This window comes from Enterococcus pseudoavium NBRC 100491, from assembly GCF_001544295.1.
GTDB lineage: Bacteria > Bacillota > Bacilli > Lactobacillales > Enterococcaceae > Enterococcus_A > Enterococcus_A pseudoavium.
The window spans coordinates 23,932-50,137 of record NZ_BCQF01000012.1 but is presented as its reverse complement, the minus strand read 5'-3'; the positions used below and the strand labels follow the sequence as shown (position 1 = coordinate 50,137).

The 26,206-nt window shown below is 41.2% G+C and carries 23 protein-coding genes and 1 other RNA gene; 19 read left to right on the top strand and 5 right to left on the bottom strand.

Going from position 1 to position 26,206, the window contains the following annotated elements:
- The first annotated feature begins 55 nt into the window (after nucleotides 1-55).
- Together crcB and EP1_RS07290 are read left to right on the top strand one after the other, a co-directional pair.
- Entirely contained in the window at nucleotides 56-436 is a 381-nt protein-coding gene (crcB, locus tag EP1_RS07295) for a fluoride efflux transporter CrcB (protein WP_083507515.1), read from the top strand.
- Nucleotides 433-783: a fluoride efflux transporter FluC gene (locus EP1_RS07290; protein WP_067625848.1), complete on the top strand. Its 351-nt coding sequence runs from the start codon at nucleotides 433-435 to the stop codon at nucleotides 781-783. The genes crcB and EP1_RS07290 overlap by 4 nt, the downstream gene beginning before the upstream one ends.
- Before the next feature lie 61 nt (nucleotides 784-844).
- Here EP1_RS07290 and EP1_RS07285 read toward each other — a convergent pair whose 3' ends face one another.
- The 3 genes from EP1_RS07285 to ssrS all read right to left on the bottom strand — a co-directional run bounded on the left by EP1_RS07285 (nucleotide 845) and on the right by ssrS (nucleotide 1,913).
- Nucleotides 845-1,315, bottom strand: coding sequence for a universal stress protein (locus EP1_RS07285; RefSeq protein WP_067625844.1), 471 nt, complete (start codon nucleotides 1,313-1,315; stop codon nucleotides 845-847).
- Between the two features lie 53 nt (nucleotides 1,316-1,368).
- On the bottom strand, nucleotides 1,369-1,653 hold the full coding sequence (locus EP1_RS07280; protein ID WP_067625841.1) for a hypothetical protein: 285 nt from the start codon (nucleotides 1,651-1,653) through the stop codon (nucleotides 1,369-1,371).
- Between the two features lie 66 nt (nucleotides 1,654-1,719).
- Nucleotides 1,720-1,913: non-coding RNA, 6S RNA (gene ssrS / locus EP1_RS07275), on the bottom strand.
- Nucleotides 1,914-2,033: 120 nt separating this feature from the next.
- On the opposite strand from ssrS, the gene EP1_RS07270 reads away from it, so the two are divergent.
- The 3 genes from EP1_RS07270 (at nucleotide 2,034) to EP1_RS07260 (ending at nucleotide 7,826) form a co-directional block, all read left to right on the top strand.
- Complete coding sequence (locus EP1_RS07270) at nucleotides 2,034-5,573, top strand: hypothetical protein (protein ID WP_067625838.1); 3,540 nt, start codon at nucleotides 2,034-2,036, stop codon at nucleotides 5,571-5,573.
- A 117-nt stretch (nucleotides 5,574-5,690) separates the two neighbouring features.
- The gene (locus EP1_RS07265; RefSeq protein WP_067625835.1) at nucleotides 5,691-6,158 is read left to right on the top strand and encodes a MarR family transcriptional regulator; all 468 of its coding nucleotides are present in this window, start codon (nucleotides 5,691-5,693) and stop codon (nucleotides 6,156-6,158) included.
- A 270-nt stretch (nucleotides 6,159-6,428) separates the two neighbouring features.
- Nucleotides 6,429-7,826, top strand: a complete 1,398-nt coding sequence (locus tag EP1_RS07260; RefSeq protein ID WP_067625831.1) for an MDR family MFS transporter — start codon at nucleotides 6,429-6,431, stop codon at nucleotides 7,824-7,826.
- 48 nt (nucleotides 7,827-7,874) lie between these two features.
- Here the strand turns inward: EP1_RS07260 and EP1_RS07255 are convergent, their stop codons facing one another.
- Nucleotides 7,875-9,152 carry a replication-associated recombination protein A gene (locus EP1_RS07255; RefSeq protein WP_067625826.1) on the bottom strand — a complete coding sequence of 426 codons (1,278 nt, stop codon included), beginning with the start codon at nucleotides 9,150-9,152 and terminating at the stop codon, nucleotides 7,875-7,877.
- Between the two features lie 279 nt (nucleotides 9,153-9,431).
- Between EP1_RS07255 and EP1_RS07250 the strand changes: the two genes are divergently transcribed.
- The 14 genes from EP1_RS07250 to EP1_RS07185 all read left to right on the top strand — a co-directional run bounded on the left by EP1_RS07250 (nucleotide 9,432) and on the right by EP1_RS07185 (nucleotide 25,052).
- Nucleotides 9,432-10,058: a DNA-3-methyladenine glycosylase gene (locus EP1_RS07250; RefSeq protein ID WP_067625956.1), complete on the top strand. Its 627-nt coding sequence runs from the start codon at nucleotides 9,432-9,434 to the stop codon at nucleotides 10,056-10,058.
- Between the two features lies 1 nt (nucleotide 10,059).
- Nucleotides 10,060-10,536: a DUF3013 family protein gene (locus tag EP1_RS07245; RefSeq protein WP_067625821.1), complete on the top strand. Its 477-nt coding sequence runs from the start codon at nucleotides 10,060-10,062 to the stop codon at nucleotides 10,534-10,536.
- 46 nt (nucleotides 10,537-10,582) lie between these two features.
- Nucleotides 10,583-11,530 (top strand): 50S ribosomal protein L11 methyltransferase, encoded by a 948-nt coding sequence (gene prmA, locus EP1_RS07240; RefSeq protein ID WP_067625819.1) that lies wholly within the window; start codon nucleotides 10,583-10,585, stop codon nucleotides 11,528-11,530.
- Nucleotide 11,531: 1 nt separating this feature from the next.
- A complete protein-coding gene (locus tag EP1_RS07235; RefSeq protein WP_067625816.1) occupies nucleotides 11,532-12,275 on the top strand; it encodes a 16S rRNA (uracil(1498)-N(3))-methyltransferase in 744 nt (247 codons plus the stop codon).
- 32 nt (nucleotides 12,276-12,307) lie between these two features.
- Nucleotides 12,308-12,490, top strand: coding sequence for a hypothetical protein (locus tag EP1_RS07230; protein WP_067625813.1), 183 nt, complete (start codon nucleotides 12,308-12,310; stop codon nucleotides 12,488-12,490).
- Nucleotides 12,474-14,681, top strand: a complete 2,208-nt coding sequence (locus EP1_RS07225; RefSeq protein WP_067625809.1) for a RelA/SpoT family protein — start codon at nucleotides 12,474-12,476, stop codon at nucleotides 14,679-14,681. The genes EP1_RS07230 and EP1_RS07225 overlap by 17 nt, the downstream gene beginning before the upstream one ends.
- A 26-nt stretch (nucleotides 14,682-14,707) precedes the next feature.
- On the top strand, nucleotides 14,708-15,154 hold the full coding sequence (gene dtd / locus EP1_RS07220) for a D-aminoacyl-tRNA deacylase (protein WP_067625807.1): 447 nt from the start codon (nucleotides 14,708-14,710) through the stop codon (nucleotides 15,152-15,154).
- Nucleotides 15,155-15,379: 225 nt separating this feature from the next.
- Nucleotides 15,380-16,747, top strand: coding sequence for a class II fumarate hydratase (fumC, locus tag EP1_RS07215; RefSeq protein WP_067625804.1), 1,368 nt, complete (start codon nucleotides 15,380-15,382; stop codon nucleotides 16,745-16,747).
- 1 nt (nucleotide 16,748) lies between these two features.
- Nucleotides 16,749-17,918 (top strand): NAD(P)-dependent malic enzyme, encoded by a 1,170-nt coding sequence (locus EP1_RS07210; RefSeq protein WP_067625801.1) that lies wholly within the window; start codon nucleotides 16,749-16,751, stop codon nucleotides 17,916-17,918.
- A gap of 120 nt (nucleotides 17,919-18,038) precedes the next feature.
- The gene (locus EP1_RS07205) at nucleotides 18,039-18,383 is read left to right on the top strand and encodes a DUF2200 domain-containing protein (RefSeq protein ID WP_067625798.1); all 345 of its coding nucleotides are present in this window, start codon (nucleotides 18,039-18,041) and stop codon (nucleotides 18,381-18,383) included.
- Between the two features lie 157 nt (nucleotides 18,384-18,540).
- Nucleotides 18,541-19,143 (top strand): hypothetical protein, encoded by a 603-nt coding sequence (locus EP1_RS07200; RefSeq protein WP_067625795.1) that lies wholly within the window; start codon nucleotides 18,541-18,543, stop codon nucleotides 19,141-19,143.
- Nucleotides 19,144-19,502: 359 nt separating this feature from the next.
- The gene (metG, locus tag EP1_RS07195) at nucleotides 19,503-21,512 is read left to right on the top strand and encodes a methionine--tRNA ligase (RefSeq protein WP_067625792.1); all 2,010 of its coding nucleotides are present in this window, start codon (nucleotides 19,503-19,505) and stop codon (nucleotides 21,510-21,512) included.
- 714 nt (nucleotides 21,513-22,226) lie between these two features.
- Nucleotides 22,227-23,069, top strand: a complete 843-nt coding sequence (gene licT, locus EP1_RS07190) for a BglG family transcription antiterminator LicT (RefSeq protein ID WP_067625788.1) — start codon at nucleotides 22,227-22,229, stop codon at nucleotides 23,067-23,069.
- Nucleotides 23,070-23,150: 81 nt separating this feature from the next.
- A complete protein-coding gene (locus EP1_RS07185) occupies nucleotides 23,151-25,052 on the top strand; it encodes a beta-glucoside-specific PTS transporter subunit IIABC (protein ID WP_067625785.1) in 1,902 nt (633 codons plus the stop codon).
- 51 nt (nucleotides 25,053-25,103) lie between these two features.
- Here the strand turns inward: EP1_RS07185 and EP1_RS07180 are convergent, their stop codons facing one another.
- Nucleotides 25,104-26,021, bottom strand: a complete 918-nt coding sequence (locus tag EP1_RS07180; RefSeq protein WP_067625782.1) for a MurR/RpiR family transcriptional regulator — start codon at nucleotides 26,019-26,021, stop codon at nucleotides 25,104-25,106.
- Nucleotides 26,022-26,206: the final 185 nt, after the last annotated feature.

Genomic DNA, 26,206 nt, shown 5'->3' with positions numbered 1-26,206 from the left:
CTTAAAATCAATCGTTTTATAGTGAAAAAAGAATAAAACAATGGAGATGAAAAGCATGTTGGACTATTTAGTCATTGCCTTTTTCGCATTTATCGGGGGAACTGCTCGCTATTGGTTAGGTCTCTGGATTCCTACCATAGGTGGATTTCCGTTAGGAACACTATTAGTTAATTTATTAGGCTGTTTTATCTTTAGTTGGGTGGTAAAACATATTTTAAGTGATATTGATGTTTCTGCGCGGTTGGTTTTGGGAGTTGGCGTAGGTTTTTGTGGTGCGTTGACCACCTTTTCTTCCTTTGCCCTCGACACGCTGAAATTGGTTCAAACAGGTCAAATTGGGTTGGCCATCATTTATTTAGTGTTATCTTTTGTGGGTGGTTTAGGGATGACTATCCTAGGGGAGATTATTTATCATAGAAAGGCGGCAGCTCAATGATTGAGACCTTGTTAGTCGGAAGTGGAGCGGCGCTGGGTGCGATGTTGCGCTTTGCTTTGAATAATTATTTCGAACCTAAAACTACTCGTTTGCCGAAATCAACTTTCTTTATTAATTTAACCGGCAGTTTGCTGTTAGGTATTTTTTTTGGTATGCATCTTTCTAACCCACTGTATCTATTTTTAGGAACAGGAATTATGGGCGGGTATACGACCTTTTCGACTTATAATTTTGAATTATTTGTTTTATGGAAAAATGATCGCCCGATGTTTTATCGTTACGTTTTCGGGTCCTACGGTCTAGGCCTACTGTTAAGTTTTATCGGGATCGTTATTGGATCAAACTAGAAAAGGAGTTGTGACAAAAATTTTGTCACAACTCCTTTTCTAGTTTTTTAACGAATAAAAATTAATCTTTGTCTTCAGGAAGGTGATTGTCTAAGTCTGTCCGAACGATTAATACATCACAATCGGCATTGCGAATAACATATTCAGAGACTGAACCGATGAATAAACGTTCGACGGCATTCAAGCCAGTTGCTCCAAGCATGATTAAATCGATTTGATTACTCTCAGGGATCTGATTAGCAATCATGACCTTTGGCGCGCCATACTCAATCACTTTACTGATATTTTCGACACCCGCTCGTTTAGCGTCTGCTTCATAATCGGCTAGTGTTTGTTTGGCCATATCGGTCGCTTGTTCGGCCAAGACATTATCAAAAGAAGAAACTGTTTGAAATGCACGAGTATCAATGACATGAGCGAGTAATAATTCAGCTTGATTTCGTTTTGCGACGTTTACCGCTTTTTTGAAAGCCAATTCTGCTTCATCAGAGCCATCGACTGCTACCATAATCTTATTATACTGTTGTTCCATCGTTCTCAACTCCTTTTCCTAATTTTAAATCAATTCGAAAAAAAATGGTACTATTAGCCGTTTTTAGTTTTTGATCCCATCAACAAGGCGAAGATCGCAGCAACGACTAAAAGTAGGATTAAATACATCATTGAATAGGAGCGATGATTAATCACACCAACTAAAATCGCCATGATCCCTAAGACGGTATAAATAATTCCGAATTGACGTAAAAAGCTGCGGGCTTCGTTTTGTGTTTCTTTACTGAAAAGCACAAGCAGTCCTTGTGGCTTTTTGATCAAATAATAGCTGCAGAATAACAAAATAAGTGCTAGTAAAAATAATAGAATGCGGATCATTTTCTTCCTCCTATACAATAAAAAGCAATTTGCAGTACGCAAATTGCTTTTATTCCATAAAAAATGGAAAATTCCGTCGATGCCGTTATTCACCCGATAGTATTGATCCCGCAAAATCTAGCAGGTGGGTTCCATGGTCTAAGCGTCGAACTACCAAATGAAAAGGCATGTTACCAACTTTGACACAAGACGGATCCCAAGATATCAATAAAAATGTTCGGTCAACACTGAAGTAGGCAACGCGCACATCACAGAATTTCCATCTCAATCATAGCACAGTCATTATCGAGAAGCAACGAAGGGGCTTAGATTGACAAACTTGAAATAATCCCAAACATTAATCTCTTCTATACGTATATTGTATAAAAAAGGAGACGCTTATGTCAAAAAAAATTGCTTATTTTTTGATTCATATAGTTATCATTTTATTAAACCCATTCGAAACGCAGGTAGAAGCGGATTCTTTGACCGTAACTCCGGCAATTAATCAGCAAGCAGAATACTCGTTGAACGTGGAAGGCTGGAAAACATTATTGCTGGATCTTAGTCGAGCGGGAACGGCTGATAGTTACACGATCCAACTTGATGGTGCACTCGATTTGAGTCGGACTGCTATTGGAGAGAATGTCATTTACTCCGAGCCTACGCCTGCTACCATTAACTTCGTTAGTGTCTCGCCAGCGTTGACTATAAAAGGAAGCTCTTCGAAAGCGGAGTTAGTTTTACCAGATACGTGTTTCTTTGGTCAAGATCTTCATTTTGAAGACCTCGCTCTCCAAGCCCCGCGAATTTATGGCAACGGTCATCGTTTACTTTTTGAAAAAATTCAGCATAACCAAAGGACACAACTATTTGGTGGGAGCAATCAAAATTTATTTGGGGATCCGCTACTGATTTTTCAGCAGGTAATCGGGGGAAGTTGGGAAATCTACGGGGGCAATGAAACGGGGGTATTAACCGGAAATCCAACGATTCAAATCAAAAATTTGGTTGGAAATATTTCACAATTGTGTGGTGGGTCTCTGGAAGGCCAAGTTGTCGGTGAGATTCGCACTGAAATCAACCATTTGAGTGGAAGCCTCGCCAGCTATTACGGCGGTGGGATCGGTACAGAAGCCGAACCTTGCGAAGTCACAGGTGGAATTACGAATCAATTAGCTTCGACTGCAGCGGATTTTACGCTAGGCAATTTTGTAGGCGGAGTCGCTTACGGTAGGTGTGGACCAATTCAGACAACTATTAACGGAGCGGGTAGTTTTTCTTCAGCAGGAATTTTAATTGGGGGCTCTCAAGTAGGCGAGATCGTAGGAGCGGACCGCGCCATTACGACGCATCTTGATACACGCCAATTTCAGCAAGGTGAGCGTAGCTTTGTCGGCGGAAATCAATATAGCGGCAGAATTATCGGGAGCATCGAAAATTCTATCTATGCTGGAGAAGTAGGAAAGGGTTCTTTTACGCGAATGGATGGCGCCGGGGGCATGGAGATTCAGAAAAAAGCTTTATCGAATTCAAATAATTTAGTACCAGAGGTCAATCTAACCGATCCGCAAAATAAGTCGCCAGAAGAAGCTTTTTACGATCAGCTAACGGCAGCGGAGCGTCTAGGCTTAGCTGAAAGCAAGACTCTTTTTTCCGTTGAGGGTAATGTAACGACCCATTTACTTGGTGGCTGTGTTAGCGGGGGCTTAGGGAATACTCAAAGTGTTCGCGGAGCGGGCTTTGCCGGAGTGATTAAGGGCAACGTTTATCTGATTTTAGGAGAAGAGGATCTGGTTTACAGTAAACGTTGGGGAACCCACGCCCAACAAATGGAAATAGATCCCAATAGCTTGCCAGAGATATCGAATTTAGGTTCAAGTTATGGTTTTAGTGCCTCAGGAGGGGGCGGTGATAGTCAATCAGCTTATGAAAACACACTTTTTATCAATGGCACAACCAACCTAATCATTCGTAAAGCTTTGCTAGGTTTTGCCTATGGAGGCAGCTTCTCTGGCACGATTATTGGGAACAGTAACACCCAGCTACATGGCGGTCAAGTGAATCGAATTTACGGTGCGGGTGGCGGATGTTATCGAATTTATGGAGATAGCCGTCTTGAAGTGACCGGTGGTAAAGTGGAAAGTATCGCAGCCGCCGGGAGCACGCAAGATCGACAAATAGCCAATGTCAGTGCTGTTATTTCTGGTGGCGAATTTTTAGGGGTTTTGGCTGGCTCAGAAGGAACGCGCTCCAATCATCTAGTGGATGGGAATGTGGAATTAGTCGTTCACGGTGGTAGTTTCAAGAAAAAAGGCACGGGTACTCAGATCATGGGCGGAATCCAAAATGAAGGAATGATCCGTGGCGAGGTCATTTTAAAACTGCTTGATTCAGTGAAACTCGCACCGGGAAGCCAAATTTCAGCTGGACGTCCGAAAAATGCGAGTTCAGCCAATAAATTAGGTGCGGTCGGTAAGCAAGTGAAGTTTGAATTGGATACAGAAAATCATTTATCCGATCTCGCGGTCATCGGTGATGGTGGAATAGAGACAAGAGACCTCTTCAGCTCAGAAATCAATTTGCGAATTAATGCCCCAAACAGTACTTTTTCTTTACTTCAAGGGATGATTAAAAATACTTATGCCGGTAAACTAAGGCATGATTTGACGTTAGATATTCAAGCCGCTGCATTGATTGAAACAATTATTGGCAGCGATGCGACAACTTTTTCTAATCGCTTAGTCGAAAATAGTACGGCAGAAGTGGACATCCGTTTAGGTGCTGCAAAGAAAGAACTTTTTATTGAGGAAATCAATAATTTTACCAAAATGATGATTGAAAACAAAGTATCGGTCGCTTCAATCCGTAATGGGAATGAAGCAACGAAAGACAACTTTGACCAAGCGTATCACCAATTTGGGAAGCTTTACTTAGGAGAAAGTGCCAGATTAGCTGTAAAAGAGTTGAAAACGGGTGAGTTAGTAACAGCTGCGAAGGCTGAACTACATTCGCCAGCGGGAGCTGAAAAGATTTTTTTACGAAAACTAACGCCCGATAAAAAATTGACTTGGCGATTGCTGAAGCCTGAAGAGCAAGTGAAAATTGCGGGAACGTATTTTGCTCAGCAGACGGGCTATCCGATTATGACTTTCGCTGGCAGTGAGAGTCATTTAGCTCCAGAAAATTTTATTGGTTTTGACGAGATGGGTCGGACATATACGGGCGATTTTAATGGAAATACAGGTTTGGCAGTAGCCGCAGCGATCATTGAGTATCAGGTGATCAGCCCAATCGGTAGCGTCAAGCATGATTTTTCTTTAAAACCTAATAATCAGCCGTTGCCGTTGGATCTTTGGGGGAAGACAGGCGGGCGCGAAGGGGAAATAATTGTCCCAGCCGAAAAGATAAATACGGCTAGTTTAAGCTTTCCGGAAACAGATGCTTTTTCTTTCCAGCAAGCAGAAATAGTGACTAGTCGTGGAGAGCAAAGCATTTTTACTGAAAATAGCTGGCGGCCAACAGCAAATTATCATTACCAAGTTCGTGTACAATTCCAAGTGCCAAGGGGAGTACTTAAACTGTTGTCCGTTCCCGTATTGCTTGATTTTGGGCAACATCCGGTAGCTAAAGAAACCAATTTTTATCCGAAGATTTCTGGTAGGCTGGAGGTCCAAGATAGCCGGGTAAAACCAGAACAGTGGAGTTTGAGTTTGCAAGCTCAGATGTCGACAGCCGGGGAATTGTATTTTCAAGAGGCGGGCCAAATGCAATCGTTGAAAGAACCACAAATACTCTTTACCCAAAAAGGTTCATGGCTGACTAGCTTCGAAGATTGGGACAAGACCAAGGGAGTTTGTTTAACAATACCCAAAGAACAGCAACAAGCCGGTGTCCATGAATTAACTTTTCATTGGACATTAACAACGAAGGTCGAATGATTTTGTTGAAAAAGAAACAAAAAAAACTTAGAATGAAGGGTGGTATGAAAGATTTTTGGCATGATTCTCGATGAGCTAGAATCAGCTGAAGCAATCATTTGAACTAGGAGGAAAAGCATGGATAAAAAAGAAGCAGCTTTAGCAGGTTTTGCTGAAGTATTCAATAAGCGCGCTTGGCTAAACAAAGTCAAGATGGAACAGGCTCTAGCCGGTTATGCAGCCTCTGAGGTTCACTGCCTTGAGTTTATTGGTAAGAACCAAGATCCGAATGTAACAAAAATGGCAGAGGCTCTCTATATGACGCGTGGTGCTATCAGTAAATTAACTAAAAAAATGTTAAAAAAAAATTATATTGAAAGTTATCAAAAGGCAGATAACAAAAAGGAAATTTATTTTAAACTGACGGCAGAAGGACAAAAAGTCTTTGCTATTCACGAAAAATTGCATAAAGAATTTGAAGAACGTGATCAGGAGGTTTTTGCTCCCATTACGGCGGAACAATACGATGCCTTTCTAACATTTCTGACACGCTACAATCAGCATTTAGACCAGGAAATCAAAAAGCAAGGCTTAACGATCAAATAGTAAGAACAGCAGTCTCCTAGCGAGGCTGCTGTTTTTTCATTTTTTAGTCAGCAATCTAGGAGTTGGGGATGTGATTCTAAAGACGAGCAAAAATTATTTGGGTTTTTGTTGACAAGGAAACAATTTAGTTTTATAGTTTCCTGGGAAACAAAAAGTTTTCTCGGCTGCAGCGAGAAAAAGGACATGAGAAGCAGCCATTATTAATACAATAAGGCGTCGTGCTGTTTCTGAGAAACTAATCCCAATAAACTTATGTAAGGAGTTTTCATTATGACTCAATCAAATAAATTATCTAAAGCAGTTTTATCTGCCGCTTGGGCGATCGCATTGGGTGCAATCGCTCCGATGCTAGATTCGACGATGGTCAATATTGCCATCGATCAATTAACTAAAGACTTTCAGACGACCCTATCAACGATTCAATGGGCGGTCACAGGCTATGTATTAGCCTTGGCAATTGCGGTGCCAATCGCTGGCTGGTTAATGAATCATTTCAACGGCAAGAAAATCTTTATTGGCGCTGTACTACTTTTCGGAGTGACTTCGGTTCTTGCCGGTATTAGTTGGAATGTTACTAGCTTCATCGCTTTTCGTTTGCTGCAAGGTTTTACTGCTGGAATTATTACTCCGTTGATGTCCACACTGTTAGTAAAGACCGCTGGCCCAGAAAATATCGGCCGTGTCATGGCAATTGTCAGTACCCCAATGATCTTTGGTCCGATTTTAGGTCCGGTTCTTGGTGGCTTCATTATTCAAGCGCTATGTTGGCGGTGGATTTTTTTCATCAATGTCTTCATTGTTTTGTTAGCAGTCCCATTAATGCAACGAACTTTACCGAATTTTGAGCCCTTTAATCCTGATAGTAAACTAGATATTTTCGGGATTCTCGATCTATCCGTTATGAGTGCCGCATTGATTTACGGGATTACTAAGGCAGCTGATCATGCTACTTTCAATAATCGTGAATCATTGATTTGGACCGGCCTGGGCTTTTTGTTACTGATTAGTTACATCCTTTATGACCATCAGAAACAACATGCGACTGTTTTGCCATTAACGATTTTTTCCCATAAAAGTTTTCGAGCAGCAAGTATTGGATTATTCTTTGCCAATATTGCAATCATGGGACCGATGCTGATATTACCGTTGTTCTTTCAAAATTTCCGGCATTTTTCGGCGATGGAAGCGGCGATTGCCCTAATTCCTCAAGGTTTAGGTATGCTGATTACTCGACCATTGATTGGAAAATTGATCGATCAGTTGGGCGCAAAGTATGTAGTACTCATTAGTTTAATTATTTCGTTAATCGGTACGATTCCTTTAGTCTTTGTGACTGATCATACGAGTATGTTTTGGATCGCCTTGATTTTATTTGTACGGGGCACCAGCTTTGGTGGAATCAATCTGCCGTTGACGAGTGATGCTTATACAGGCTTGACCGATGAAGAATTACCAGATGCCGGTGTGGGGATCAACATTATTGAAAATCTAGGTTCTAGTTTTGGTTCGGCGATGATTGCTACAGTGGTTGCGAGTGTTTTACAAGCAGGGACCAGCATTGCGAATGAATTGGCTGCGTATCAGGCTGGTTTTCTCGTTTCCGTCATAATGTTAGCTTTGGTTTTCATTCCTGGACTCTTTTTAACGAATAAAACTAAAAAACTGTAGGAACTCTATATAAAAGAGCATTCCTACAGTCGAATTGTTTGGTTGTATCTATTTTTGTTTTTTCCATTCTTCGATCCGCTGATACTGTTGAGCCAAGGCTTGCTCGTATTTCCCAGTAAATTTAGGTTCATAGTAATGAGCATCCTTGATTTTATCAGGTAAGTATTGCTGATCGACCCAAGCGTTATCAAAATTATGAGGATATTGATAGCCGATGCCGCGTTCTAAATCTTTGGCTCCCTTGTAATGACTGTCGCGTAAATGGTCAGGAACTTCTCCGGCATTTCCCATGCGAATATCAGCGATTGCAGCATCTAATGCTACATAGGCTGAATTTGATTTAGGCGAGAGGCACAGATCGACAATAGCAGCCGCTAAGGGAATTCGTGCTTCGGGAAAGCCTAATTTTTCTGCTGCTTGCACCGCTTGGACTGTTCTGGCTGCGGCGGCAGGATTGGCCAAACCGATATCTTCATAGCCCATTACCATTAGGCGTCGACAAATAATCGGCAAATCCCCCGCTTCGACTAGGCGCCCCAAATAGTGCAATGCTGCATTCACATCGCTTCCCCGTACTGATTTTTGCAAGGCAGAGATCACATCGTAATGGGCATCCCCATCTTTATCATGAGTCAATGATTTTCTCTGCACACATTCTTCAATAATCGCTAGGGTTAGATGGATCTTTCCTTCCGTATTTTGCGGGGTTGATTTTGTTGCTAGTTCTAGGCCATTTAACGCACTGCGCAGATCGCCATTTGTGGCCCGTGCTAAATGATTCAACGCTTCTTCGTCTAACTCAACGGGATACGCGCCTAATCCGCGTTCTTTATCTTCTAATGCCGACTTGACGGCTGTGATAATATCATTCTCATCTAGTGGTTTCACTTCAAAAATCTGTGTTCGACTACGAATCGCCGGATTGATGGTGATATAAGGATTTTCCGTAGTCGCGCCAATCATAATGATCCGCCCGCTTTCTAAATGAGGCAGTAGAAAATCTTGTTTCGTTTTATCTAAGCGATGGACTTCATCCAGTAATAAAATGACCGTGCCGCTCATTTTAGCTTCTTCAGCTACTATCTGCAAATCTTTTTTGGTGTCTGTGGCGGCATTCAACAGGCGAAAGGCATAATTGGTGGAGCCGGCAATCGCGCTGGCGATACTCGTTTTCCCGGTGCCGGGAGGTCCATATAAAATCATCGAAGAAAGCATTCTAGCATCTACCATACGGCGAATAATTTTTCCTGGACCGACTAAATGCTGCTGCCCAACAACTTCATCTAAGTTGCGAGGACGCATGCGATAAGCTAAAGGCTGTTGCATAAGAAACCTCCTTAAAAGTTAAAAATAAGGTATTTATGTTCGTAAAGCGCGGGAATCCATTAGGTACAATCAAAGAAAAAAGGGAAGAGAAATTTTTCCAAGTCTACAAAAAAGGATTCTCTTTAGATGATCAGCAGCTTTACTAACTTGTTAAAGCAAGTGAGAAAAATGCCAAATATACGTTCCCATTGTAACATGTTTTCATTGTGTTTGCTGTGTTTTGGTGGCTAGGCATAGCGTGTGGCGAGATTATTGTGTATCATGGAGAAGGTGATAATGATGGAAGATTTGATCGACTATTTTAATACAGAAACGACTGAAAAAATCGCGCAACATCTATTAGGAATGTATTTGGAACATGAGACATCTGCGGGAAAACTCGGTGGGTACATTGTTGACTGTGAGGCCTATTTAGGGCCGGATGACAAAGCCGCTCACAGCTACGGGATGCGGAAGACACCGCGAGTACGGGCGATGTATCAGAAACCGGGAACAATTTATTTATACACGATGCATACTCATCTGATTTTGAATATGATTACTCAGCCGGAGGGCATCCCGCAAGGCGTAATGATCCGGGGAATCGAACCAGCAGAAGGATTGGACCAAATGATTAAAAATCGGCATGGCCGAAAGAATGCAGAAATTTCTAATGGCCCAGGGAAACTAGTTGCAGCGTTAGGGATTGAGCGTGATTTATATGGTGCGTCGATTTTTTCCAGCCCCTTGCATTTAGTGCCGGAAAAACGTCGAATACCAAAGAAGATCGATGCGCTTCCACGGATTGGCATCCCTAATAAAGGAGTCTGGACCGAGCGACCGCTGCGCTATATTGTTCACGGTAATCCATACATAACAAATCAGCGTAAAAATTTGATCGATGAAGACCACGGATGGAGGAAATAGAATGGCGAAAGAGACCATGATTACTTATTTAGACAGTTACTTGAACAAAAAAATTCCGGATTACGAATTAGCTTTAGATTGGGATACAAAAAACCGTAGTTTTGAAATTGCTTTTCGACTTTATGCTGAAAATAAAGGCCAAATTGAAATTGATGATGTTGATGGTGTCGCCTCTGAGGAAGAAATCATTGAATTTGAGGATGCGATTTTATTGGTTGATCCTGCTAAATCTACCTACGATGCGGACGATTTTTTAGCGGTCATTCCTTATGAAGGTAAAAAAGGGATGAAGAAAAATGAATTGACTGCAGTGGTCGATTATTTGAAAGATGTGATTGAAGAAGGCCAAAGCGATCTTTTGGACTTTTTAGCAGATGATAGTGAGGATGCGATTTTTGAAATGAACTGGGACGACGCGGTCTTTAAAGCAACGATCAAGCCTAGCGATAGCAATTACCTGCCTTATCCAAGTTATTAATTCTTTTTAACGTGAGTGGAAAATAATTTAAACAAGGGGAAAAATCATGAAGTGGAATGAAGTCAAAGTAACAACCGAAAGTGAAGCGGTGGAAGCTGTTTCGAATATTTTAATGGAGGCGGGGGCGTCAGGTGTCGCGATTGAAGATGCCTTGGATTTTGAAAATTATCAAGAAGATCAGTATGGCGAGCTTTTAGATAAAGCGACTTTTTTAAGATTAGCTGAAGGCGCAGTCGTCATGGCTTATTTCCCTGAAACGATCTTCCTGCCAGAAATCTTGCCTTTCATCAAAGACAGCATCGCGAAGCTGCCTGAATTTGGGTTGAATATTGGCAAAAATATTGTGGAAGTCAGCGAAGTAGAAGAAAGCGACTGGGCAACTGCTTGGAAAAAGTATTACCATCCGGTTCGTGTGACACGCTATTTGACGATTGTACCTAGCTGGGAAAAATATGAAGCCCAGCACGAAGATGAAAAGATTATTACTTTGGATCCCGGCATGGCATTTGGAACGGGGACGCATCCTACCACCAATCTGACTTTACAGGCATTGGAAACGGTGTTACGTGGTGGCGAAACGGTTTTGGATGTTGGAACAGGCTCAGGGGTACTCAGTATCGCTAGCTCGCTATATGGGGCGAAAGATATTTATGCCTATGACTTAGATGAAGTTGCCGTTCGTTCGGCGCAGGAAAATGTCGATTTAAATGCCAATACCGAAAATATTCATGTTTCTGCCAATGATTTATTGGTCGGTGTGAAGCAAGAAGCCGACGTGATCGTGGCCAATATCTTAGCGGACATCATTGTTTTGATGATCGAAGATGCTTGGCGTTTATTGAAACCAGCTGGTACATTGATCGTCTCAGGTATCATTGAAGATAAGAAGGATATGGTACTGGAAGAAATGTACACGCAAGGATTCGAAGTCGATCGCATCTTCCAGCAAAAAGATTGGTTTGCCATCATTTTGAAGAAGCCAGAGGAAGACTAAGATGCAGCGCTATTTTTTAGATCAAGCTTATCAAGCAACAGTAGAAGTTAGCGGCGAAGCCCATCATCATATGTCACGCGTGATGCGGATGTCTGCAGAGGATCAAGTTTTTCTTGTTTTCAACGATCAAACCGCGATCATAGCCAAAATTATCTCTATTGATGGCGATAAAGTTACTTTAGAAGAAGTCGAAAAAGAGAGCTTGCAACGAGAACTCCCCATTAACATCACAATCGCCAGTGGATTTCCGAAGGGTGAAAAATTGGAATTGGTTGTCCAAAAGGGAACGGAACTGGGCGCATATGCATTTATCGCTTTTCCTGGAGAAAGTTCAGTTGCAAAATGGGACGCGAAAAAGCAGCAGAAGAAGCAGCAGCGTTTGAATAAAATCGCCCAAGAAGCAGCCGAACAATCTCACCGCCAAGCGTTGCCACAGGTGGAGTTTGCTTCAGAGAAAGAATTGATTGCAAGCTTTGTCGCTTACGATGCGGTTTTGATTGCTTATGAAGAATCAGCCAAGCAAGGTGAACAAGCGCAATTGGTTCAAACCTTTCAAAAACTTAATGCCGGTCAAAAGTTATTGGTCGTTTTTGGTCCAGAAGGTGGGCTAACACCAAATGAAATCGAAAAATTCCAAGCAGCCGGAGCACACCTGTGCGGATTAGGTCCGCGGATTTTACGAACGGAAACGGCCCCGTTTTATCTTTTGAGCGCAGCCAGTTTTTATTATGAGCTCTCGCGCTGATTTGATTGAAAAAGCCTGCTAGAGTTTGTATAATGAAAACAATCATTTTCAAAAAGAGGTTGAGACAAAAGCATTTAGCTTTACGAATTAAGAAAAAATTTTCAAAAAATATTTCTCTATTTTTTGTGGAATTTCGGTTTAGTTTAGAAGCAGCAGCTTTTGGTAGATTGTTTACCAAGAATAAAGGGGGAACGTCACATGGCAAAAGAAGTTGAATTGACTGGTCCTGACGTCATTAAGATGGTTAGTACGTACATGGGAAAAGAGCACGTGGCGTTTGTACAAAAAGCATACGACTTTGCCTATGAAGCACATAAGCCTCAGGTCCGCAAATCAGGCGAACCATATATTATCCATCCGATTCAAGTCGCGGGGATTTTGGCTGATCTACATATGGATCCCCATACGGTCGCAACGGGTTTTTTACATGATGTAGTAGAAGATACGCCGGTTACCTTAGAAGATTTAAAGGTTGAATTTGGCGAAGATGTGGCTTCATTAGTTGACGGCGTGACCAAGTTAGGGAAGATAAAGTATAAGTCCCACGAGGAACAGCTAGCGGAGAATCATCGTAAAATGCTGTTGGCAATGGCGCAAGATTTGCGCGTTATTATGGTCAAATTGGCTGACCGTCTGCATAATATGCGGACGCTGAAATATTTACGCGATGACAAACAACGCCGAATTGCTCGTGAAACATTAGAAATTTATGCGCCATTGGCTGATCGTCTAGGGATGAGTCGGATCAAGTGGGAGTTAGAAGATACAGCACTACGCTACTTAAATCCTAAACAGTATTACCGGATCGTTCATTTGATGCGGAGTAAACGGGAAGAGCGGGAAGGTTTTGTTGAAAAATCAGTCAATGAAATCAAAGAAGCGACGAAAGAATTAGGGATCGAAGCAGATATTTATGGTCGTCCCAAACATATTTATTCAATTTATCGCAAGATGCGGGATCAAAAGAAACAATTCGATGAGATCTACGATTTGTTAGCGATTCGTGTAATCGTGGATTCCATCAAAGACTGTTATGCTGTTTTAGGTGCGATTCATACCAAATGGAAACCAATGCCGGGGCGTTTCAAGGATTATATCGCAATGCCTAAGGCCAATATGTACCAGTCTTTGCATACGACGATTATTGGACCAAGCGGCAATCCTGTAGAAGTCCAAATTCGGACCCATGAGATGCATCAAATCGCTGAATTCGGGGTTGCAGCTCACTGGGCTTATAAAGAAGGTAAGACGGAAAAGACCGAGGCAACACAGGATAATAAGCAGTTGGACTGGTTCCGCGAAATCATCGAGCTACAAGATGAGAGCTATGATGCATCTGAGTTTATGGAAAGCGTCAAAGGCGACATTTTCAGTGACAAGGTCTATGTTTTTACACCCAAGGGGGATGTAACAGAATTACCTAAAGGATCAGGCCCGTTAGATTTTGCTTACAGCATTCATACGGATATTGGGAATAAAACGACTGGTGCAAAAGTCAACGGCAAGATGGTGCAGTTGGATTATAAGCTGAAAAATGGTGATATCATCGAGATCATGACTTCAGCCAATTCATTTGGACCAAGTCGCGACTGGCTAAATTTAGTAAAGACCAGTAAAGCTAAAAATAAAATCAAACGCTTTTTCAAAACGCAAGACCGGGAAGAAAATGTCGCAAAAGGTCATGATGCAGTCGTTAAGTGTATCAATGATTTAGGTTTTGTACCAAAAGAGATGCTGACGAAAGACAAACTTTCTGAAGTCTTAGACAAATTCAACTTCCATAGTGAAGAGGATCTGTATGCCGCAATCGGTTTTGGGGAGATCAGTGCGCTAACTTTTGCTAATCGGTTGACGGAAAAAGAACGTCGTGAACAACTGAAACAAAAGCAACGGGATGCGGTTGATGAAATGGTCAACAACCCGAAAGAACCGGAAAAGATCAAGGTCCGCCATGAAGGTGGAATCGTGATTCAGGGGATCGACAATCTGCTGATTCGGATCAGCCACTGTTGTAACCCTGTTCCAGGGGATAACATTGTTGGTTATATCACTAAAGGTCGCGGTATTTCAATCCACCGTGCGGATTGTCCGAATATCACCAAACAAAAGGATATCCAGCAACGTTTGATCGAAGTTGAGTGGGAAGATACTTCGAATTCGGTACAGGAATACAATGCTGATTTAGAAATTTATGGGTTCAATCGTGATGGCCTATTGAATGATGTGTTGAATATCGTTAGCGGAATGACGAAAAAATTAGTAAGCGTTGAAGCGAAACCGACTAAAGATCGGCTGGCGGTTATTAATTTGACTTTCAAGATTCAGAACTTGAATCATTTGTATTCGATCGTTGATAAGGTGAAGACCATCCCAGATGTTTACAGTGTGAAGCGGACGAAGGGATAAAATAATAATTATTTGGAGGAACTTCAATGCGAGCAGTCATTCAACGGGTTAGTCAAGCGAGTGTAACGATCGATCAAAAAATAATCGGTCAAATCGATCGCGGTTTTATGATTCTACTAGGGATTCATGAAGAAGATACACAAGCAGATGCGGATTATTTGATTCGTAAAATTCCTTTGTTACGCGTATTTGAAGACGCAGAGGGAAAAATGAACCAGTCGTTACAAGATGTCGGCGGAAGTGTTTTAAGTGTATCGCAATTTACTTTATATGCAGATACTAAAAAGGGGAATCGGCCCAGTTTTGTCAAAGCTGCCCGACCTGAAACAGCGATTCCTTTATATGAATACTTTAATGAAGGATTGAAAAAAGCCGGTTTAACAGTAGAGACTGGAGAATTTGGTGGCGACATGGATGTCGCGCTGATTAATGATGGTCCGATTACGATTATTTTTGATACTAGAGATAAATAGTATCAAAAAGCGGCTACGTCTGGAATTCCGTTTATTTGGAAAAAGAGGGTGCGACATGAATTTTGTCGTGCCTCTTTTTTTGTTTTGGGAAGATCAGCCGATGCTTCACAGCATGAAAATAAATTTATTTTTCCTGTTTTTATAAAAATGAGTTCCTTTTATTCGTTAAATAAGCGATAATCGAACCAAATAGTTAATTATTTATCAGTATAAGGAGTCGAATGTATGGAAACACGGACGGAACGAGATTCAATGGGGGCGCTTGAAGTCCCTAAGGAAGCCTGGTGGGGAGCACAAACTGAACGAAGCCGCCAAAATTTTAAAATCGGTGGCGAAAAAATGCCGCCTGAATTATTGGAAGCACTAGTCTTGGTCAAGAAAATGGCGGCAATTGCCAATCAACAGACCGGAAAATTAACCGAAGAAAAAGCACAAGCGATTCAAAAGGCGGCGGATCTTTTACTTAAAGGTGCAAACTGGGATGAATTTCCGCTGGTTGTTTGGCAGACGGGAAGTGGTACGCAAAGCAACATGAATACCAATGAGGTGATTGCTCATTTAGCAAGCCAAGAGGGGGTAACGATCCATCCCAACGATGATGTGAATATGTCGCAAAGTTCTAATGATGTTTTTCCAACGGCATTACACTTAGCAGGAACGCTGGCGATTGAACAAAAATTATTGCCGGCCATCCATCAGATGATTGGAGCGTTGGAAGAATTGGAAGCCGCCAATCAAAACGTGATTAAAATTGGTCGAACCCATTTGCAAGATGCGACACCGGTGACTTTTGCTCAAGAAATCAGCGGTTGGCGCTCTGCCTTGGAACATAACGAAACGATGCTACTCAATAGTTTGGCTGAGCTTCGTCAGTTGGCGATTGGTGGAACGGCAGTGGGTACTGGTTTGAATGCTTCGAAAGCTTATGAAGAAGCCTTTATCACAGCGTTGAAAGCAGAAACTGGCGTTCATTTCGTTAGTGAAAGCAATAAATTTCATGCGTTAGCCAATCGTGATGCGGCAATTTTTGTTAGCGGAGCCTTAAAAGCCTTAGCAGCTAATTGTCTGAAGATGGCTAATGATATTCGTTGGTTAGCGAGTGGCCCCCGTAGCGGCTTAGGTGAAATTACATTGCCTGCCAATGAACCAGGTAGCTCGATTATGCCGGGAAAAGTTAATCCAACACAATGTGAAGCCTTAGCGATGGTGGCAGTCCAAGTGATGGGCAATGATGCAGCAATCGGGATTGCAGCTTCGCAAGGAAATTTTGAATTGAATGTCTATCTACCGTTGATCGCATTTGATTTATTGCAAAGTATTCGTTTGCTGACGGATGCGCTTGATTCGTTTCGTGAGAAATGTTTGCAGGGGCTAGTGGTCAATGAAGATCGGATGGCTGAATTGTTGGAACAGTCGCTGATGTTGGTAACGGCGTTGAATCCACATATCGGTTATGATAAAGGAGCCGCGATCGCTAAAAAAGCTTTTAGTGAGGGTTCGACTTTGAAGGAAGCCGCTCTGGCCTTGGACTATGTAACGGAAGAAGAATATGAAGCCTGGGTCAGACCAGAGAAAATGATTGGAGAAAACTAGGATGACGATTTATGAAGAAGCTTTAGCCGCCCATAAAAAATGGCGGGGGAAAATCGAAGTGACCAGCAAAGCCAAAGTGGAAAGCAAAGAAGATTTAGCTTTGGCTTATACACCGGGAGTCGCGGAACCTTGCCTTAAGATTGCGGAAGATAAAAATAAAGCCTATGAATACACGTGGAAAGGCAATAGTGTTGCCGTGGTGACGGATGGTACGGCAGTCTTAGGGTTAGGTGATATTGGACCAGAAGCTGCGTTACCAGTGATGGAAGGCAAAGCACTTTTATTCAAAGAATTTGCGAATATTGATGCCGTGCCGATCTGTTTGGATACAAAAGATCCGCAAGAAATTATTCAGATTGTTAAAGCAATTGCTCCGACATTTGGCGGGATCAACCTAGAAGACATCAGCGCTCCTCGTTGTGTGGAAATCGAACGGGCCTTGATTGAAGCGTTAGATATTCCCGTTTTTCATGATGATCAGCATGGGACGGCGATCGTCGTGACGGCTGCTTTGATCAATGCACTAAAATTAGTGAAAAAAGAACCGCAAGATTTGAAAGTCGTGATCTCAGGAACCGGCGCTGCCGGTAGTGCGATTATCCATATGCTGGTCGATCTGGGAGTGAAACAAATCATCGCCTTTAACAAAGATGGGGCATTAAATGAACAGTTGACCAATGCGACATTTGTGGAAAAAGAAATTATCGAACTGATTGAACCAAAAGATTTTTCTGGTACGATGGCTGAAGCATTCATCGGAGCCGATGTGTTTATTGGGGTATCCGCACCTAATCTAGTGACCAAAGAAATGGTTGCTTCCATGAATGATGGCAATATCGTCTTCCCGATGGCTAATCCGGAACCAGAGATTACTTATGCCGAAGCACTAGCAGGCGGAGCGACTGTCGTGGGCACGGGACGTTCAGATTTTCCTAACCAAATTAATAACGTGTTGGCTTTTCCAGGATTATTCCGCGGAGCATTTGTGGCCGAAGCGAAAAAAATTACTCCGAAGATGAAATTGGCTTGTGCCCATGCGATTGCCGATTCGATTCCTTACTCGGAGTTGACTTCTGACTACATCATTCCATCCGCTTTTGAACAAAATGTGGTGGATTCGATCACGGAAAAAGTTGCCGAAGCCGCTCGTCAAGATGGCGTGACGCGTTAAATTAAAGAACGTTCATTTAAACGAAAAATCTGACATATAAAAATTGGGGAGTAGGTCGGGAGATAGTTATCAGGCTTGTCCTAGCCGTGCCGTATTTTTAGAGAGAGGGGAGTAGAAACGATGAGCAGAGTCTTCAAAATGAGTTTTGCTTCAATTTATCCGATGTATCTGCAAAAAGTAGAGAAAAAGGACCGGACTAAAGAAGAACTGGATCAAGTGCTTTGTTGGCTGACAGGCTATGATCTAGCTGCGCTTCAAAAGCAAATTGATGATGGGGTTGATTTAGAAACCTTTTTTGCGGAAGCTACACAGTTTAATCCAAAGGCTACCTTGATCAAAGGGGTCATCTGTGGTTATCGAGTAGAAGAGATTGAAGATCCTTTGATGCAGAAAATTCGTTACATGGATAAATTAGTTGATGAGTTAGCCAAAGGTAAAAAAATGGAAAAAATTTTACGAAAATAGTAAAGACAGCGGATCTGATGGATTCGCTGTTTCTTTATATCATTGTTAATAGTTAGTACGTTAACCACCATTACTTATGTTAGAAGATCTTGTTAATAATATTTATTATTGTTAAAATATAACTGGTATTATTTTGACTGAAATCGGGGGAATGAAGATGAAAAAGTTAGTAGTGGGGTGCCTTTTGGTAAGCGTTTTAGTATTAGGGGCGTGTCAAAAATCAGCGACGAAGACAACAGTAGCATCAACCGGAGAAGTTAGCTCAACAGTAGCAAGTACTAGCAGTACTAGTGAAGAAAAGAAGAGTACGCTTAGCAGCAGTTCAGCAGCAGAAAGTATTAGTAGCGCAACGTTCGAAAGTGCTGTCAGTAGCAGTTCCGAATTACCAGCCAGTACGATCGCTAGTAGTCAACCGGACAACTTAGCGCTCGCTCAACAGCAACTGGTAGGAAAGAGCTTTTCATTAGCACCCGTGTTATTTGATGGTCAAGCTGTCAATCAAGCGATGGACGAAAACAAAGCTCCGCAAAATTTAGTTCATGATGGAGGGGCGTACATCTCTTTTACATCTGATTCAACAGCCTTTGTTGAACTTGCAGGGAGTTACCGACCTAATTATGAGGATGAGTACACAATGACAAACGAGACGATTACTGTGGCGAACCAGACGATTCCTTATTCTATTACTAATGGCGTTCTTACGTTTGATTCTTGGACCACAGAGTTAGATGGTCATACGATTACTTGGGCATTTGAGTAGACGCAAAATTTTTATTAAAGATACTTCTGCCTCATTTTTTTTAAGAAAATGGGGCAGAAGTTTTTTTACAACTGGCTAAAGTGCTGGATGTCATTATAGAAAACCTATCACTAGAAATCGTGAAGCGAACAGCTTACAAGCAAATTGAAAAAAACAGTTCAGTTGCAAAATATTCATGAATTTTCGCAAATTTTGCGGGTCAGTGCCAGCAAAAACTAGCAGAAAGCATTCAGTGACAGAGCTGGTTTTTGGCGGACTGTAAAAGCTAAAAATGTCTTTTGATTCAGGGAGATTTTCCCGAAAACGGGAGTTGTTTTGTGGTATACTACGAGAGAATCTATTTTTAAAGGAGGAGCCTCATGGCAGAGAAAGAAACATTTTATATTACGACGCCAATTTATTATCCAAGTGGCAAACTGCACATTGGGAATTCTTATACAACGATTGCCTGTGACGCGATTGCTCGCTACAAACGCTTGATGGGTTTTGATGTGTTCTATTTGACGGGAGTTGATGAACACGGCCAAAAAATTGAGAAAAAAGCCGATGAGCTTGGCGTAGAACCCCAAGAATATGTCGATAAGATGGCAGCAGATATCAAAAAATTATGGAAGACACTGGATATCAGCTATGATAAATTTATTCGGACAACGGACGATTATCACCAAGCGGCGGTCAAAAAGATTTTTGATCAGTTGTTAGAACAAGGCGATATCTATTTAGGTGAATACGAAGGTTGGTATTCTGTTTCTGACGAAGAATATTTCACTGAAACACAGTTAGCCGAAGTGTATCATGATGAAGAGGGCAATGTGATCGGCGGAAAAGCGCCAAGCGGTCATGAAGTCGAATTAGTACGTGAAGAATCTTATTTCTTCCGGATGAGTAAATATGCGGATCGTTTATTGGACTATTATGAAACTCACCCTGATTTTATTCAGCCAGAGTCTCGTAAAAATGAAATGATCAATAACTTTATCAAACCTGGTTTGGAAGATTTGGCTGTTTCACGGACAACCTTCAAATGGGGAATCCCGGTCAATGCCAATCCAGAACATGTGGTCTATGTTTGGATCGATGCGTTATCAAACTATATCACGGCTTTAGGCTATGGTTCGGATGATGACAGCTTGTTCAAAAAATATTGGCCAGCTGATGTGCATATGGTGGGTAAAGAAATCGTGCGTTTCCATACGATTTATTGGCCAATCATGTTGATGGCGCTAGACTTGCCACTACCGAAAAAAATCTACGGTCATGGCTGGTTGCTGATGAAAGACGGTAAAATGTCGAAATCAAAAGGCAATGTCGTGTATCCTGAAATGCTAGTTGAGCGTTACGGCTTAGATGCGTTACGTTATTATTTATTGCGGGCTGTGCCGTTTGGTTCAGATGGTGTCTTCACACCGGAAGATTTTGTGGCACGAGTGAATTACGATTTGGCTAATGACTTAGGAAATTTACTGAACCGTACAATTGCTATGATCAATAAATATTGTGATGGCGTTGTTCCTGCGTATAAATCATTAGTTACCGATTTTGATAGTGAACTATCGACTACGGCGGCAAATGTAGTGAGTCGCTACCGTGAAGCAATGGATAAAATGGAATTCAACAATGCTTTAGCAGAAGTTTGGACTCTAGTTTCACGGGCGAATAAATATATCGACGAAACAGAACCTTGGGTTTTAGCGAAAGATGAAGAACGTCAAGCAGAACTAGACAGCGTGATGGTTCATTTAGCAGAAAGTTTACGAATCGTAGCAATTCTTTTACAACCAATCATGACTCAAACACCAAAACGGATTTTTGAGCAATTAGGCTTAAATGAGGACATGATGGATCTAGCGACGATTCACTTTGGGGAGTTCCCAGAAAATACTAAAGTGACACCGAAAGGCACCCCAATCTTCCCACGTTTAGATCTGGACGAGGAAGTTGCTTATATCAAAGGTAAGATGTTTGAAGGTGCGCAACCGGAAGAAGAAAAAATCAAATGGGATCCCGAAGAAACAGAATTAGTTTCAGTCAAGGATAAAGAAATCAAATTTGACGTCTTTGATAAAGTTGAATTAAAAGTCGCTGAAGTCATGGAATGCAAGAAAGTCGAAGGTGCGGATAAATTATTGCAATTCCGTTTGGATGCCGGTGATAAGCAAGACCGCCAAATTTTGTCTGGAATCGCTCAATTTTATCCAGATCCAACCAGTTTAGTGGGCAAGAAATTAATCATTGTGGCTAACTTGAAACCACGCAAGATGCGGGGGGAAATCAGCCAAGGGATGATTCTTTCAGCCGAAGCACCAGATGGTACACTGAAAGTCGTTGAAGCACCCAAAGATATGCCAAATGGCGCGATCGTGGGATAATATAAAAAAAGGCGCTTGAGTCTGACTAGACTTGAGCGTTTTTTGATGGCTATCATTTTTTGCAAATCTCTGGCGTATCGAAATAGAGCGGCAAGTTAAGATTTCACTAACTTTGTCTTTTAATGACGTTCTTTCCGTTTTATTATGCTATAGTAACAATACACGAAAGATATTTTTATGCGACAATTTAACTCATTTTGATGAAATTTAATCAAACTGGCGTAACTATAGGGTTACAAGGATGTATTAGAAGGATTTGGGAATACATCGTTTAAACGAGAAATAGTTAATTTTTAGTAATAGTCAACATCCGCAACTTTAGAATAATAAATATTGATTAGTTAGATAGCCTGCTCATATTTGAGCGGGCTATCGTTCATTTTAAGAGTAAATGCTATTTAGAAAAAGCTCAGAGAATAAAACTTTTTTTGTAAAACTCATTGACAGCGCTTTCTCGATTTGTTAAGCTGAATTTAAATTAAATAGACCAAATGATGGATAGTGATTGTTTCAATACAAGCTAAACCTGATGATGTGTACGACGTTGTTTGTTGTACCCTCATTGGGTTTTTTTGTTGCCATAAGGCAGGAGGTGGATTTATAAAAAAACGTATTTGCGTTTGACAACGGTTACAAAAGTATCTATCATTTTAATTGAAGAAACTTATTGACAGTGATTTTTGCTAGCGAATTCACTGAATGGAGGATCGCTAAATGCAGATTCAAAAAATTTTGAATAACAATGTAGTTATTACGACAGATGAAAAAAATAACGAAATCGTCGTAATGGGGCGAGGTCTGGCCTTTCAAAAAAAAGTCGGGGATGAGATAGCTGAAACAGCAATTGATAAGTCTTATCACCTTGCGAACAACGATTTATTTCACAAGTTTCAAGAGTTGCTTGAAGATATGCCAATTAGTTATGTAGAGATTGCCAATGACATTATCGATGAAGCAAAAGTGACGTTGAAAAATCCATTGAATGATTCGCTGTATATCTCAATCACAGATCATTTATATGCCGCAATTCAACGAGTTCAAGAAGGGGTCCGTGTTCGCAACTTATTATTATGGGATGTCAAACGCTTGTTTCCTGATGAATTTTCAGTTGGTTTAGATGCAGTAAAACGGATCAAAGAAAAATTTAAAATTGATTTAGGCGAAGATGAAGCGGGAAATATCGCTTTACATTTAGTGAATGCACAAACGGAAAGTGATAATGAAGATGCGTATTTGATGGCGGAATTGATGCAGGAGATTATTCAAATTACCAGCTATTATTTTAAAGTTCAATTAGATGAAGAATCGGTCTACTTCTATCGCTTTACGACACATTTGCGCTTCTTTGCTTCGCGAATTATGAATCATCGTCAATTAACAGATGAAACGGATGATGAGTTACTCGTCATCATCCAAAAAAAATATCAAAATGCTTATCAATGTGTAGAACGGATCGCCGAATTTATTCTAAAAAAATACCATTATGAAATGTCAAATGACGAGAAATTGTACTTAACAATCCATATCGCAAGATTGGTTCAAAAAGTAAAGCAATAAAAAGAGAAGACCGTTTAGCGCTGAATGGTTGACGCACTTTTCTAGCAAAAAGAATGTTATACAAATTAGGAGGGAACATCAGTGGGAAAATATCATGATTTAGCAGAGAAGATTGTCGCAAATGTTGGCGGGAAAGAAAATATCAGAAGCTTGACCCATTGTATTACGCGCTTACGCTTTAAACTGAAAGATGAATCAAAAGCCAATGAAGAGGCCTTAAAAAAGATGGATGGTGTAGTAACCATCATGAAAAGTGGTGGACAGTTCCAAGTAGTCATCGGCAATCACGTACCCCTTGTCTATGCAGATGTCTTAGAAGTTGCAGGGATTACAGGAGAGGCCAGTGAAGAGGAAGAAGGAGAAAAAGGCAATCTATTCAATCGCCTGATCGACGTGATTTCTAGCTGTTTCCAACCATTCTTAGGGGCGTTAGCGGCTTGTGGAATGTTGAAGGGGTTCAATGCATTATTCTTGTATTTTCAATTATACCAAGCAGGCAGTGGGACGGATCTATTCTTAACGGCTGCCGGTGATTGTATCTTTTACTTCATGCCGATCGTCATCGGTTTGACAGCTGCCCGTAAATTTAAAGTCAGTGAGTTTACAGGGCTCGCAATTGGAGCAGCCTTGGTTTATCCAACGATTCAAGCAACGGCATTGGGTGCAGGCAAACCAATTATGACCCTTTTTGCACACACGATTTTGGAAAGTCCAGTATTCATTCGGGTCTTCGGATTACCAATCATTGCTAATAATTATACGAGCAGTGTTGTTCCGATTATCTTGGTTATCTGGTTTGCTAGTCATGTTCAAAAATTGGCTAAAAAAATCATTCCTGAATTAGTTCAAACCTTCTTAGTACCCTTGTTTACGATTTTGATCTCTGTCTTTTTTGGTTTCTTGATTATTGGTCCAGTGATTACTTTCTTAACCAATATTCTAGGCAGTGGCTTTACTGCTTTATATGAATTCTCACCAGTCTTGATGAGTGTAGTAGTTGGTTTCTTCTGGCAAGCGTTAGTGATCTTCGGTCTGCATTGGAGCTTGATTCCATTAGCGATGATCAACTTATCGACTTTAGGTTTCGACACGATTTTAGCGGCATCATTCGCAGCAAGTTTTGCACAAACCGCCGTAGTCCTTGCAATGTTCTTCAAACTAAAAGACAAAAAATTAAAAGAATTATGTATCCCAGCCGTTATCTCAGGAATCTTTGGGGTAACAGAGCCTGCGATCTATGGGTTATCACTGCCGAAGAAAAAACCATTCTTTATTTCTATGATTGGTGGAGCAATCGGTGGTTTAATCACAGGGATGTTTGGAGCTCGGAGCTTTATTATGGGTGGTTTAGGCGTCTTTGGTTTTGTTAATCACATCGACACAGCTAATAATGATATCAGCAGTATGGTAACTCAGTTTATCGCCGTCGCTGTAGCAATGGTCTTCAGTTTTGTTGTGACGATGGTTTTCTGGAAAGATGAAGAACCCGTTGAAGTCACAGAAGGACAAAAAGCGATGGAAGTTCGCAAAGAAATCGTGACGGCACCTGTTACAGGTCAAATGATGCCATTATCAACAGCTAAAGATCAAGCATTTGCTCAAGGGGCTTTAGGTAAAGGGGTTGTGATCCATCCAACCGTGGGCGAGGTAGTCGCACCCTTTGATGGAACGATTATGACGATTTTCCCAACCAAGCACGCAATCGGCTTAGTCTCAGATAAAGGTTTAGAGTTATTGATCCACATCGGGCTAGATACGGTTCAATTAAATGGAAAATATTTCGAGTCCTACGTTGAACAAGGAGCGAAAGTAAAACGCGGCGACAAATTGGTGAGCTTTGATATCGAAGCCATTGAAGCGGCAGGCTATAGTGTCGAAACGCCCGTAATTGTAACCAATTCAGCTGATTATCTAGATATTATTGAGTCTGATCAAAAAGAAGACATCGGCAATCAGGACGAATTATTGACAGTCTTAGTTTAATAAATTAAAAAAATGGAATGTGCCGCTTTTGGCACACTCCATTTTTATGGCTTAATTTGGTCGAAAAGACTCGGTAAAACGAATCATCGATTCCGGTGATTCAGCCATGATGGCAGAGCTAGTCTTGCGCTTATCTGCCAATTCACCAATCTCGATGAGGTGATTGAGATTTTTTTGATAATCTTCTGCAAAGACACTGGCGTACAATACATCTAGTAAATAGCAGATCGAAGAATTAATCGTAAAGTTGGCGATCTTTGAATACAAGCGTTCGCGAGTGGTGATTCGTAAAACCGCTTGGCTCATGGAAGCTAGCGTATTATCGCCGATACTCGTCAGGGCGATGATGGGTGTTTTTTGTTTTTGTAAGATTTTAGCAATGTGCAAAATAAAATTATTCTCACCAGTATAGGAAATCAAGACCGCACAAGTATCTGATCGACTATTGAAGGCCTCATAGGCATCCTCGCCTAAGGTTTGACTAGTGACGACATCTTTTTGGATACGTCGCATTTTCAAAGCGAAGTCTTGTGAAATCAATAGATTGGCATTACTGCCAAAGATTTTGATTTGTTGCGCATTCAGCAGTAGCTGCTTCGCCTTTTGTAAAGCGTCATGATTTAACAAACTTAAGGTATCATCAATGGTGGTGCGTTCTAAAGTCGCGATTTTATTTGCAATCGTCATCAAACCATCTGTCGCTTGGAAGGGTAGATTAGCGTCAACATCTTCAAAATAGGTTTGTAGATAAGTCTGTTCTGCCAAAAATTCTGTACGTAGTTCTAACCAGCCTTGATAACCGAGCTTTTTAGCGACACGGATCAATGTTGATGGATGAACAAAATTAACCGCGGCAATTTCTTTGATGGTCAGAGATTCGATCGCGGTGCCTTGGTCTAAAATATAAGCGACTAAAGTCGCCTCAGCGTTCGAAAAATCTGTCTGTTTCATTTTTTCGGTTAACAGCATTTAAGAACCTCCTAGTCATTTACGTTTATTATAAAATATTCGTAAACATTTTTGTGGTGGATTAAAGAAAAAAGCGAAAAAAAACACTGGCATTTACAAAATGAAGCGTTTTCTTAAACGGATTTGTAAATATGCATGGAATAGTTTGTAAATGGATTGTATTGAAGTTTTACGTAATGGATAAT

Bases quoted from the DNA above. Each gene is read 5' to 3' on its own strand.
- EP1_RS07210 (WP_067625801.1), top strand. From the start codon at position 16,749: ATGACGATTTATGAAGAAGCTTTAGCCGCCCATAAAAAATGGCGGGGG.
- prmA (WP_067625819.1), top strand. From the start codon at position 10,583: ATGAAGTGGAATGAAGTCAAAGTAACAACCGAAAGTGAAGCGGTGGAA.
- fumC (WP_067625804.1), top strand. From the start codon at position 15,380: ATGGAAACACGGACGGAACGAGATTCAATGGGGGCGCTTGAAGTCCCT.
- EP1_RS07250 (WP_067625956.1), top strand. From the start codon at position 9,432: ATGGAAGATTTGATCGACTATTTTAATACAGAAACGACTGAAAAAATC.
- EP1_RS07205 (WP_067625798.1), top strand. From the start codon at position 18,039: ATGAGCAGAGTCTTCAAAATGAGTTTTGCTTCAATTTATCCGATGTAT.
- EP1_RS07200 (WP_067625795.1), top strand. From the start codon at position 18,541: ATGAAAAAGTTAGTAGTGGGGTGCCTTTTGGTAAGCGTTTTAGTATTA.
- EP1_RS07290 (WP_067625848.1), top strand. From the start codon at position 433: ATGATTGAGACCTTGTTAGTCGGAAGTGGAGCGGCGCTGGGTGCGATG.
- EP1_RS07265 (WP_067625835.1), top strand. From the start codon at position 5,691: ATGGATAAAAAAGAAGCAGCTTTAGCAGGTTTTGCTGAAGTATTCAAT.
- EP1_RS07180 (WP_067625782.1), bottom strand. From the start codon at position 26,021: ATGCTGTTAACCGAAAAAATGAAACAGACAGATTTTTCGAACGCTGAG.
- EP1_RS07280 (WP_067625841.1), bottom strand. From the start codon at position 1,653: ATGATCCGCATTCTATTATTTTTACTAGCACTTATTTTGTTATTCTGC.
- EP1_RS07270 (WP_067625838.1), top strand. From the start codon at position 2,034: ATGTCAAAAAAAATTGCTTATTTTTTGATTCATATAGTTATCATTTTA.
- EP1_RS07225 (WP_067625809.1), top strand. From the start codon at position 12,474: ATGGCAAAAGAAGTTGAATTGACTGGTCCTGACGTCATTAAGATGGTT.
- EP1_RS07260 (WP_067625831.1), top strand. From the start codon at position 6,429: ATGACTCAATCAAATAAATTATCTAAAGCAGTTTTATCTGCCGCTTGG.
- metG (WP_067625792.1), top strand. From the start codon at position 19,503: ATGGCAGAGAAAGAAACATTTTATATTACGACGCCAATTTATTATCCA.
- crcB (WP_083507515.1), top strand. From the start codon at position 56: ATGTTGGACTATTTAGTCATTGCCTTTTTCGCATTTATCGGGGGAACT.
- licT (WP_067625788.1), top strand. From the start codon at position 22,227: ATGCAGATTCAAAAAATTTTGAATAACAATGTAGTTATTACGACAGAT.
- EP1_RS07235 (WP_067625816.1), top strand. From the start codon at position 11,532: ATGCAGCGCTATTTTTTAGATCAAGCTTATCAAGCAACAGTAGAAGTT.
- EP1_RS07230 (WP_067625813.1), top strand. From the start codon at position 12,308: ATGAAAACAATCATTTTCAAAAAGAGGTTGAGACAAAAGCATTTAGCT.
- EP1_RS07245 (WP_067625821.1), top strand. From the start codon at position 10,060: ATGGCGAAAGAGACCATGATTACTTATTTAGACAGTTACTTGAACAAA.
- dtd (WP_067625807.1), top strand. From the start codon at position 14,708: ATGCGAGCAGTCATTCAACGGGTTAGTCAAGCGAGTGTAACGATCGAT.
- EP1_RS07255 (WP_067625826.1), bottom strand. From the start codon at position 9,152: ATGCAACAGCCTTTAGCTTATCGCATGCGTCCTCGCAACTTAGATGAA.
- EP1_RS07285 (WP_067625844.1), bottom strand. From the start codon at position 1,315: ATGGAACAACAGTATAATAAGATTATGGTAGCAGTCGATGGCTCTGAT.